General features: G+C 53.1%; 8 protein-coding genes and 1 rRNA gene. All 9 read left to right on the top strand.

The window, feature by feature from the left end:
- Nucleotides 1-21 precede the first annotated feature (21 nt).
- Nucleotides 22-795: an enoyl-CoA hydratase-related protein gene (locus QQZ12_RS10870; protein WP_284724423.1), complete on the top strand. Its 774-nt coding sequence runs from the start codon at nucleotides 22-24 to the stop codon at nucleotides 793-795.
- A gap of 15 nt (nucleotides 796-810) precedes the next feature.
- Nucleotides 811-1,605, top strand: a complete 795-nt coding sequence (locus QQZ12_RS10875; protein WP_102993236.1) for an enoyl-CoA hydratase-related protein — start codon at nucleotides 811-813, stop codon at nucleotides 1,603-1,605.
- 315 nt (nucleotides 1,606-1,920) lie between these two features.
- A complete protein-coding gene (locus QQZ12_RS10880) occupies nucleotides 1,921-3,093 on the top strand; it encodes a Leu/Phe/Val dehydrogenase (protein ID WP_284724424.1) in 1,173 nt (390 codons plus the stop codon).
- Nucleotides 3,090-4,169 carry a pyruvate dehydrogenase (acetyl-transferring) E1 component subunit alpha gene (gene pdhA, locus QQZ12_RS10885; RefSeq protein ID WP_223247971.1) on the top strand — a complete coding sequence of 360 codons (1,080 nt, stop codon included), beginning with the start codon at nucleotides 3,090-3,092 and terminating at the stop codon, nucleotides 4,167-4,169. Before QQZ12_RS10880 ends, pdhA begins: the two co-directional genes overlap by 4 nt.
- Nucleotides 4,166-5,146 carry an alpha-ketoacid dehydrogenase subunit beta gene (locus QQZ12_RS10890; protein ID WP_284724425.1) on the top strand — a complete coding sequence of 327 codons (981 nt, stop codon included), beginning with the start codon at nucleotides 4,166-4,168 and terminating at the stop codon, nucleotides 5,144-5,146. The genes pdhA and QQZ12_RS10890 overlap by 4 nt, the downstream gene beginning before the upstream one ends.
- Nucleotides 5,147-5,161: 15 nt before the next feature.
- Entirely contained in the window at nucleotides 5,162-6,406 is a 1,245-nt protein-coding gene (locus tag QQZ12_RS10895) for a dihydrolipoamide acetyltransferase family protein (protein ID WP_284724426.1), read from the top strand.
- 345 nt (nucleotides 6,407-6,751) lie between these two features.
- Nucleotides 6,752-8,122, top strand: coding sequence for a cytochrome ubiquinol oxidase subunit I (locus QQZ12_RS10900; protein ID WP_102993899.1), 1,371 nt, complete (start codon nucleotides 6,752-6,754; stop codon nucleotides 8,120-8,122).
- A complete protein-coding gene (locus QQZ12_RS10905; protein ID WP_284724427.1) occupies nucleotides 8,106-9,146 on the top strand; it encodes a cytochrome d ubiquinol oxidase subunit II in 1,041 nt (346 codons plus the stop codon). Before QQZ12_RS10900 ends, QQZ12_RS10905 begins: the two co-directional genes overlap by 17 nt.
- An 860-nt stretch (nucleotides 9,147-10,006) precedes the next feature.
- Nucleotides 10,007-10,089: ribosomal RNA gene (locus tag QQZ12_RS10910) — 23S ribosomal RNA — on the top strand; the annotation flags it as partial.

Genomic DNA, 10,089 nt, shown 5'->3' on the forward strand with positions numbered 1-10,089 from the left:
GAAAGATGGAGGAGGGACAAAATGAGTGAAGCGCGCATAATGGTTGAAACCAAAGACCAAGTCGCATTGCTCCGTTTGCACAGGCCGCATGTGTTAAACGCTTTGAACCAAGCATTGGTGAAACGGCTGGCCGATCTGTTGGAAGAGTTGGATCGGAAAGACGGGGTGCGCGCAATTGTCTTGACCGGAGGAGACAAAGCGTTTGCCGCTGGCGCCGACATTCAGGAGTTGGCCGGCATGGATGCGGTCGACTTTGTCAACCGGCCTTATTTTGCCGATTGGGAGCGTATTCGCCGGGTCGCCAAGCCGATCATCGCCGCAGTGAAGGGATATGCCTTGGGCGGTGGGAATGAACTCGCCATGTGCTGTGACATGATCATCGCAGGAGAGTCGGCTAAGTTCGGCCAACCGGAAATCAACATCGGCGTAATGCCGGGAGCGGGCGGTACTCAGCGGTTAACCAAGGCAATTGGCAAAGCGAAGGCCATGGAGATGATTCTCACCGGCCGGATGTTGACGGCGGACGAGGCGCTGGCTTGGGGCTTGGTCAACCGCGTTGTGCCGGATGGGCAGGTGGAGGAGGAAGCGTTGGCCTTGGCCGGGGAGATTGCCCAAAAGCCTCCCATCGCCGTCCGATTGGCCAAGCAGGCGGTCAACCGAGCGCAAGAATTGACCGTAGAACAAGGATTGCAATTTGAGCAGCACGCGTTTTACTTGCTGTTTTCTTCGGAAGACCAGCAGGAAGGGATGCAAGCTTTCATGGAGAAGCGCAAGCCGCAATTCAAGGGTAAATAAGGGAGGAACCAAATCATGAGTGAAGCGACGGTGTTACTGAATAAACAAGACGGCGTAGGGGTGATCACCCTCAACCGGCCGAAGGTGTACAATGCGATCAACCAGCAATTAAGCCGGGAATTGGTGGAAGTGCTACAACAAGTAGCCCAAGATGACGACATCCGTTCCGTTCTGATCACGGGGGCCGGCAAAGCGTTTTGTTCAGGACAGGATCTAGGGGATCGGTCCGCCATGCAGAAAAAGGGAGACCATTTCGCCTTGGGGGACAGTGTGCGTGAGCGGTACAACCCTTTGATTGAAACGCTGTCGGGACTGGACAAGCCAGTGATTGCGGCAGTGAACGGCGTGGCGGCGGGAGCCGGCTGTAGTTTGGCTTTGGCTTGCGATATTCGTTTTATCACTCCATCAACCCGATTTGTTGAAGCGTTTGTGCGCATTGGCTTGGCGGTTGACAGTGGTTCAAGCTATTTTCTGCCGCGTTTGGTAGGCTTGGGCAAGGCATTGGAACTGGCGATGAGTGGCCGTGACGTGGAAGCGGAAGAAGCGCTCGCCATCGGCTTGGCCGAGCGGATGGTGGAAGAGGGCAAATTGTTTGATGAGGCGTTCGCGTTTGCTCGGCAATTGGCTGAAGGTCCCACTGTGGCAATCGGTTTGACAAAACGGGCGATAATCCGTGGGATGGAGTCTAGCCTTAGCGAGGCGCTGGAGTTTGAGGCCGAGGTGCAAGAATTGGCCGGGCGCACACACGATTTCCTTGAGGGTGTGCAGGCATTTGCGGAAAAAAGAAAGCCACAATTCAAGGGAAAATAAACCCTTTGCCAGCACAGTGTCATATGATGGATCAACAAAAAACTTTTAAAGGGGCGTGTTGATTACCCATATTCAACATACTGACGGAGGCGAGTTTTGCGTTTGCATTTCTAAGCCTTTGTCTGGGAGTCGTATCGCTTGCTGGACGGAGAAAGCGGGCAACCAGGGATAGAAGAATCATGGCCCGCTTTCTCCCGGCATTCAGCAATGCCGCTTGAATAAAGCACTCCCGGTCATTTTCGCATGGGAAACCGCCTTCGTTTCCTGGTTAATCAACATGCATGACTTTGAATAATAAAGTGGAGATGGTTGATCATGGGGAGTCTGAAAATGGATCACCTCGAGCTAAAAGAGAAACGGGCGGAAATCGCCCAGATGCGTGATATTTTCGCTCTGATGGAGGAACACGGCCATGAGCAGGTGGTATTTTGCCGGCATGCGCGCACGGGATTGAAAGCGATTGTTGCCATTCACAACACGACATTGGGGCCGGCCATTGGTGGATGTCGGATGATTCCTTATGAAACAACAGATGAGGCGTTGGAGGATGTCCTGCGTCTGTCTAAAGGAATGACTTATAAATGCGGCTTGGCTGATGTGGACTTTGGAGGGGGTAAAATGGTGATCATTGGTGATCCCGCAGAAGATAAGTCTCCGGAGATGTTCCGAGCGGTCGGCCGGTTTGTCGGGGGGTTAAACGGCCGGTTTTTCACGGGAACCGATATGGGTACCGAACCAGAAGATTTTATTCATGCTGCCAGAGAATCAGCATCTTTTGTCGGCCTGCCCCAGTCCCATGGGGGAAGCGGAGACACTTCGATACCGACTGCGTTGGGCGTGTTGCAGGGCATGCGGGCCATTGCGGCGCATCTGTGGGGAACGCCGTCGCTGGCAGGGAAGAAAGTGGCTGTGCAGGGGATCGGCAAAGTTGGGAGCAAGTTGGTGGAGATGTTGTTGGAGGAAGGCGCGTCGGTGGTTATTGCCGATTTATGCGAAGAGCGTTGCGCGGAGTGGAAACAGCGGGCGCCAGAAGAGGTTGAGATCAGTCAGGTTGATGTCATCCATCAGATGGACTGTGATATATTTGCGCCTTGCGCCCGAGGTGGGATCATCAATGACCGCACCCTTGATGAATTGCAGTGTAGAGCTATAGTTGGTTCCGCCAACAACCAGCTGGAGGCGGATCGACATGGCGATCTTCTGCATGCGAGGGGTATTTTGTACGCCCCTGATTATTTGGTGAACGCAGGAGGCCTGATCCAAGTGGCTGATGAGTTGGAAGGCTACCAGGCGGAGCGCGTCTTGGCCAAAACCAAAGCAATTTACGACATGGTGCTTGAAATATGCGAACGTTCCAAAAGAGAGAATATTCCAACATGTCGTGCCGCCGATCGCATCGTCGTGGAGCGGATGGAAAACATTGCGGATTTGCGCAGAATGATTCTCGGTTATGACCGCAATCAAAACAGAAAGGTGGGACGCGGGTGATCGGTCAATTAAATAAAGAGATGGTGCAGTATCTGATGCCGGAAGGGCATTTGACCGAGCAGGGCCGCTCCTGCTGGCAGGCGCTCCCTGATGAAAGCAAGCTTCAATTTTACCGTTGGATGACACTGGTGCGGCTGTTTGACCGCCGCGCCGTCCTGTTGCAACGACAAGGCCGGATCGGAACCTACGCCCCGTTGGAAGGGCAGGAGGCGGCCCAAGTGGGTAGCGCCTTGGCCCTTACCCAAGCCGATTGGATTTTCCCCAGTTATCGTGAGCATGGGGTGGCAATGGTCGCCGGTATGCCTTTGTCCCAAATCTTCCTGTACTGGATGGGGCGGGTGGAGGGATGTGAAGCGCCGGAAGGAGTCCGTTTGATGCCGCCGTATGTTCCGATTGCGACCCAGATTCCGCAGGCGGTTGGTGCAGCTTGGGCCGCCAAGCTCAAAGGGGAAGAAAGTGTGGCTGTGGCTTACTTCGGCGATGGGGCGACCTCTGAAGGGGATTTTCATGAGGGGTGCAATTTTGCGGGTGTGTTTCAAGTGCCAGTCATCTTGTTTTGCCAAAACAATGGGTATGCCATCAGCGTACCTTTCTCTAGGCAATCAGCGACCGAAACCGTAGCAGAAAAAACGGCAGCCTATGCATTTGAAGGCGTCCGTGTGGATGGCAATGATGTTTTGGCCGTATATGACGCGATGCGGCAAGCCGTGTCGAAAGCGAAAACGGGGGGTGGGCCGACGCTCATCGAAGCGGTCACATACCGCAAAGGCTCCCATACCACGGCGGATGATGCCAAACGATATCGGCCTGAAGCCGAAGTGAAAGAATGGGTTGAGCAAAAAGATCCGCTCCAGCGTTATGTGCGGTTGCTCAAGGCGGAAGGGTTGTTGTCCGATGCGGACGAGTTGGCCTGGGAGGCGGAATGCAAAGAGCGCATCGACTTGGGCATTCGTGAGGCGGAATCAGCCACTCCGCCCCCAGCAACCCATTTGTTTGAGCATGTTTACGCCCAGATGGGTCCCAACGAACGACGGCAACGGCAACAATGCGAGCAAGGCGGTGGGCAAGTGGGATGAAGCAATTAACATTGGTGCAGGCGATCAACGATGCATTGCGGGTGGCCTTGGAGCATGATCCACGGGTGATTGTGCTTGGCGAAGATGTGGGTCGCAACGGCGGAGTGTTCCGAGCAACAGAAGGGCTATGGGAAACTTTTGGCGATGATCGCGTTATCGATACACCGCTGGCTGAAGCAGGCATTGTCGGTACATCGATCGGCATGGCCATCAACGGGCTAAAGCCAGTGGCTGAAATCCAGTTTCTGAGTTTTATCTATCCGGGGATTGAACAAATCATCACCCATGCCGCCCGGCTTCGTACCCGCACGCAAGGAAACCATCCGGCTTCGCTGGTAATTCGCGCTCCGTATGGCGGTGGGATTCGTGCTCCGGAATTACATTGCGATTCTACAGAGAGCCTCTTTGTTCATATTCCGGGATTGAAAGTGGTGACTCCTGCCACTCCGAGAGATGCCAAAGGATTGTTGCTGGCGGCGATCAACGATCCAGATCCGGTCATTTATTTGGAACCGATGAGGCTGTATCGGTCGGTGCGGGAAGAAGTGCCCGAGGGGTGGGTTGAAGTGCCGCTGGGCAAAGCACGCAAAGTGCGCGAAGGTGATGAGCTCACCGTGATCGCCTGGGGTGCGATGGTGCCAGTCGCTTCCGAAGCGGCTCTACAGTGGGAGAGACAAGGTGTCTCCTGTGACGTGATTGATCTACGTTCTTTGTATCCGCTAGATGAAGAAACCATCATTGAATCGGTCAAAAAGACGGGCCGGGTAGTGATCGTGCACGAGGCACCGAAAACGGCGGGTCTGGGAGCGGAATTGACCGCTTTAATCAATGAACAGGCCTTTCTCTATCTGGAAGCTCCTGTTGCGCGGGTGACAGGCTATGATGTTCCGGTGCCGATGTATGCGTTGGAAGATGCATTCCGCCCTGATGTGAAACGTGTTTCCCAAGCGATTGAACAAGTGTTGGCGTTTGAATAGAAGGAGGGAGCTTGGATGTCGTTAGCCTTTCGCTTGCCGGACATCGGTGAAGGTGTGGCTGAAGCCGAGGTGGTCCGCTGGCTGGTCAAACAAGGAGACGAAGTGGAAGAAAACCAACCTGTCATAGAAGTTCAGACTGACAAAGCTGTGGTAGAATTGCCGGCACCCGCAGGCGGCAAAATGGCGGAATTAAAATGGAAAGAAGGCGATGTCGTCCCTGTCGGGGAGGTGCTGTATGTGATCGGGACGGAAGCGGGGCGAGAACAGGAACCGAAGGAAGTTCCGCACCAACCGAATGATTCCCACGCCAACGCATCGCCACCCGTACCGCAAAAGAAAAAGCGCGTGTTGGCTGCTCCTTCGACACGCCGGCTTGCCCGTGAGCTGGGTGTTGATCTGACTGAAGTCAAAGGGACGGGAGCCCATGGGAGGATTACTGCCGCGGATGTGCGCAACCATGCTGCTATGCATGGCGAACAACCAAGCGTGAAGGTCGCACAGGCGGAGAGTTCGTTGATGGTGCCACCATCCATCATGCCGACCCCAGCGGAAACCGGCGAGTGGAGCGAATCCGGCTTGTCTCCGGTGCGAAAGGTGATCGCGGAGCGCTTGCTGTTTTCTGTGACTCGCAAGCCGCATGCGACGCACTTCGCCGAATTGGCGGTGGATGGCTTGGTGGAGTGGCGCCAGCGCCGCATGGCAGAGCGAGAAGAGTGCTCACCTCGTCTTTCCTATCTAGCCATCATCAGCAAGTTGGTCGCGCACACTCTAAAGCGCCATCCTCAATTTAACGCCCACTTCATAGAAGAGACGCAAATGGTTCGGCAGCACCATACCGTTCATTTGGGTATTGCGGCCGACACGCCCAAAGGGTTGCTGGTTCCCGTATTGCGACAGGTCGAACGGAAAACGATGGAGCAATTGGCGCGGGAGCTTGATGAATTGACTCAAGCAGCACGGGCAGGGAAGCTGTTGCCGGAGCAGATGAAAGGGAGCACTTTCACGATCAGCAATGCAGGGGCGCTAGGAGGGACTTGGGCCACTCCCATTATTAATCCCCCAGAAGTGGCGATTTTGGCGCTTCATCCGATTGAACAAAAGCCGTTTGTGAAAGAGGGGCAATTGACCGTGGGCTGGCGGATGAACATATCCTTGAGCTTTGACCATCGTGTGGTCGATGGGGCCGATGCCATCCGGTTCACCCAGACTCTTGAAACGTTTACGAAAGACCCCGGACGGTTGTTGCAAGAGCTGATATGACAATCGAATTTGTTATCGTGTGGACATCGCCTTATCTGCGAAGGCGGTGTTTTTTGCATGCATGATGCGTTGTGCAATCGCGTGGGCAACGAAGGAGCAAAGGGAATGCCTACTTCTACACTCCTCGCGTATTGTACGAACCATGTCATCGATCCGGGCATTGAGACAATGCGGTCGCATTTCTCCGTCTAGTTTCTACGCGGGCGAGGTGATTGCAAGGTGACTTCCAAGGCGCGCCAGTCAACTCCATCAGAAAGGACATGAATTGCCGTCCGCTTTTGCATAAAAACGAGCGGACTGCCAAGAATAAGGTTACATTATTTGGCAGGAAGGGCGGTTATGCCAATGGATACAGTTACGCTGGCGCGCGCTTTTTTTGGGACATCCCTCGCATTTCACATCATTTTCGCCACATTGGGAATCGGGATTTCGGCGATGGTGTTTCTTAGCGAATTTCTTTATTGGTGGAAAAAAGATATTCATTACAGTGTCATGGCTAAACGCTGGACCAAATCGGTCGCCATTTTGTTAGGCGTGGCTATCCCCAGCGGAACCATCGTAGCTGTGCAGCTTAGCTTGTTGTGGCCCGGATTTATGAAGATCGTGGGCCAGGTCATCTCGGTACCGTTTCAGGTGGAGATTTTCGCCTTTTTCCTAGAGGCATTGGCTTTATCCATCTATGTGTACGCAGCTGATCGCTTGCCCCCGGCGTTTCGAGTGGTCTCCGTGTTCCTAGTCGCATTGGGAGCCACTGCTTCTGCCGTGTTGATCACTTCAGCCAATACGTGGATGAACACGCCCGCCGGTTTTACCATGCGAGCGGACGGCACGATTACGGATGTCAATCCGTGGAAAGCATTTTTCAACCCCAGCTTTTTCGGTAGCGCCTATCATGTCGTGGTCAGCGCCCTGATGACCGGGGCATTTGTCGTGGTGTCGGTCGCCGCGTATCGTTTGTTGAAAGACAGGCGGGAAGAGGAGCAGAGCGTTCATCACAAGGCGTTGCTCTTGTCACTTGTCGTCGCCTTCATTTTCTCTTTTCTTACGGCTATGTCCGGACACGGTTCAGCACAAAATTTGCACCGTTATAGCCCGGAAAAGCTGGCCGCAGCTGAGGGTTTGTTTGAAACCCAGCGCTATGCGCCGTTGGCTGTGGGTGGGTATGTCGATTATCAAAAGAAAGAAATTCGTTATGGAGTGGAGATTCCTTACATGCTGAGCGTGCTGGCGGGCGATCGTTTTGATACGGAAGTGAAGGGATTAAATGATTTTCCACGTGAGACATGGCCGCCGGCTTACACGCACACCCTGTTCAATGTGATGGTGGGATTAGGCATGTTGTTGCTAGTGTTGGCCGCGCTGGGATTGTATGTTTATTGGCGTCGGAAACGCGGTACAAGGAATTGGCCGGAGTGGTTGCTCAGGTGTTTAGTCGCGGCTGGTCCACTGTCCATGCTCGCGATCGAATTCGGTTGGATTTTCAGTTGCAGTGGCCGACAGCCATGGACCATTTACGGCATTCAAACCACGGCCGAAGCAGCTACCAAAGCGGAAAATTTGGGTGTGTTGTTTGTTCTTTTCACCTTGGTCTATCTCTTCTTGGCCACGATCGTAGCAGTGGTAATGACTCGCTATTTCCGTCGCCATCCCTTGGCACAAGATCTACACCGGCTTAACCGGGAGTTAGGAGTGAATGCTCATGGTTCAACCCATTGAACCCTCTGTCGCCATTCTTGCTGTCTGGGTTGTACTTTATATCTACAGCATGGCAGGCTCCATTGACTTTGGCGCCAGTTTTTGGGCGATGGTATACGGAAACCAACAAACGCAAGCGGGTAAAATCGCCAATCGATTCCTGTCGCCGACATGGGAAGTGACCAACACCATCTTAGTTTTGTTGGTGGTCATGGGCGTTGGCTTTTTTCCTCGCGCGGCCTACATGCTAGGCAACGTTTTGATTGTTCCGGTCAGTGTCATATTGCTATTGATCACCATCCGCAGTTCCTTTATGGTCTTCGCTTATTATGTAGAAGGATATCAACGGCTGCTCCAAGCGGTGTCTGGGATCACCGCGCTGTTCATCCCCGCCTTGTTAATCAGTGCGTTGCCTGTCACGCAAGGCGGTTTTGTCCAAAGGGCAGATGGGCGGGAACTGCTTTTGTTTGACAAATTGGTAACCAGCCCGTCTGTATATCTGTATATCCTGTTCGGTTTGACTTCGGAATTGTTCCTGGCGGCGCTCTTTTTGGCCGACTACTCGAGAGAATCGGGAGATGAGGAAGCTTATGCCGCGTACCGCAAGCATGCGATTGTGTTCGGGCCGATCACGTTGTTGGTGGCTGTCTTCACGCTGTACACATTGGAGCCGGAAGCATTTTGGCTGCTGAAGCGCCTGCAAGAATTTAAGGTATGGTATGTGTGGTCGATTCTCGCATTTTTGATCGGGTACTTGGCGCTATGGTGGAAGACGCCGGGGGGAAAGGTGGGCCGGCCGAGAGTGGCGGTCATCGCCGTTGCCATCCAATATGCTATTGCCACTTTCGCTTATGGAGCGGCACATTTGCCCTATATCATTTATCCGTATTTGACTGTTAACGAGGCATTCACCCAAATCAACACTTTTTATTCGTTGCTAAAAGTGTTTGCGATGGGGCTGGCCATTTTGTTGCCCGGATTCATCATTTTCTGGAGGCTGTTTATGAAAGACAAGCGCTATTTGCAGGGAGAGAGGCGGCCCTGACTTGGAGTTGGCGGCGTTTAGTTGCCTGACTGTGTCCCAAATGCTTGGAAATGAGTCGCCGTGACCCATTTTTACGTTTTTTCCATTTAAATAGCCGTATGGCGGAGTCAAATTCCTGCTTCCTTTTATAGAGTAAGGTAGAGCATATAAAAGGAGGCCAAATGGAAATGATCAGAACTTCTGAGCTGACTCACTCCCAAGTGAGGCATATTCTTTTGCGTCCAAACCGGAGAGAGGAATTTGACGTTCGTTTGCGCCGTGGCGAAATCGCGTTTGTGAGATGCGGTCGGTTGAGGTTCCGTCCAAGAATCGTTGGATTGCGGCGCGGGGACACAGTGAGGATCCAATGTGGAAACAGCTCCGCCAATGTCACTTGCGGACGCGGAAGCGGGTCCACCCAAACAATTCGGTTGAACCGAGGGGAATCCGTCATTTTGGTGTGTAGAAGAAGGCGAAGAGGTGGAAGAGGTAGACTCATCGAAAGTGGCGGAGCCAATAGTGTGGTGAATAACCTCTAAGCGAGGTTCAGTCAGGTGGGCGGGCCACAGCCTTTTCTGTTTCAAAGGTTGTGGCTTTTATCATGCGCAGATTGGGCGATGCTTTGCGACGGGGTGAGCTTGCGGAAGTCCCATAACTTTGTACCCTGAAAAAAATTTATAAAAAAAGCTTGCAGATTTTTTATGTATGTGATAAATTGTTTCTTGTCGCCGCGATGCGGTGATCACAAAGATCCGCACCTTGAAAATTAGATATGGAATAAAGCAACGAGGTTAAGAAGGAAAATCCTTCTTTGATCGTCGATGTTGCAAATCACCGAGGAGATACCGAGCGGCATAGCGATATGCCGAATAAACCTAGTAGGTTAAGCTACTAAGGGCACACGGTGGATGCCTTGGCGCTAGGAGCCGATGAAGGACGGGACGAACTCCGATAAGCTTCGGGG

The sequence above is a fragment of the Laceyella tengchongensis genome, assembly GCF_900182735.1.
Taxonomy (GTDB): Bacteria; Bacillota; Bacilli; order Thermoactinomycetales; family Thermoactinomycetaceae; genus Laceyella; species Laceyella tengchongensis.

What these genes read in the sequence shown, in the direction of transcription:
- QQZ12_RS10890 (WP_284724425.1), top strand. Translation starts at nt 4,166, where the DNA reads ATGAAGCAATTAACATTGGTGCAGGCGATCAACGATGCATTGCGGGTG.
- QQZ12_RS10900 (WP_102993899.1), top strand. Translation starts at nt 6,752, where the DNA reads ATGGATACAGTTACGCTGGCGCGCGCTTTTTTTGGGACATCCCTCGCA.
- QQZ12_RS10895 (WP_284724426.1), top strand. Translation starts at nt 5,162, where the DNA reads ATGTCGTTAGCCTTTCGCTTGCCGGACATCGGTGAAGGTGTGGCTGAA.
- QQZ12_RS10880 (WP_284724424.1), top strand. Translation starts at nt 1,921, where the DNA reads ATGGGGAGTCTGAAAATGGATCACCTCGAGCTAAAAGAGAAACGGGCG.
- QQZ12_RS10905 (WP_284724427.1), top strand. Translation starts at nt 8,106, where the DNA reads ATGGTTCAACCCATTGAACCCTCTGTCGCCATTCTTGCTGTCTGGGTT.
- QQZ12_RS10870 (WP_284724423.1), top strand. Translation starts at nt 22, where the DNA reads ATGAGTGAAGCGCGCATAATGGTTGAAACCAAAGACCAAGTCGCATTG.
- QQZ12_RS10875 (WP_102993236.1), top strand. Translation starts at nt 811, where the DNA reads ATGAGTGAAGCGACGGTGTTACTGAATAAACAAGACGGCGTAGGGGTG.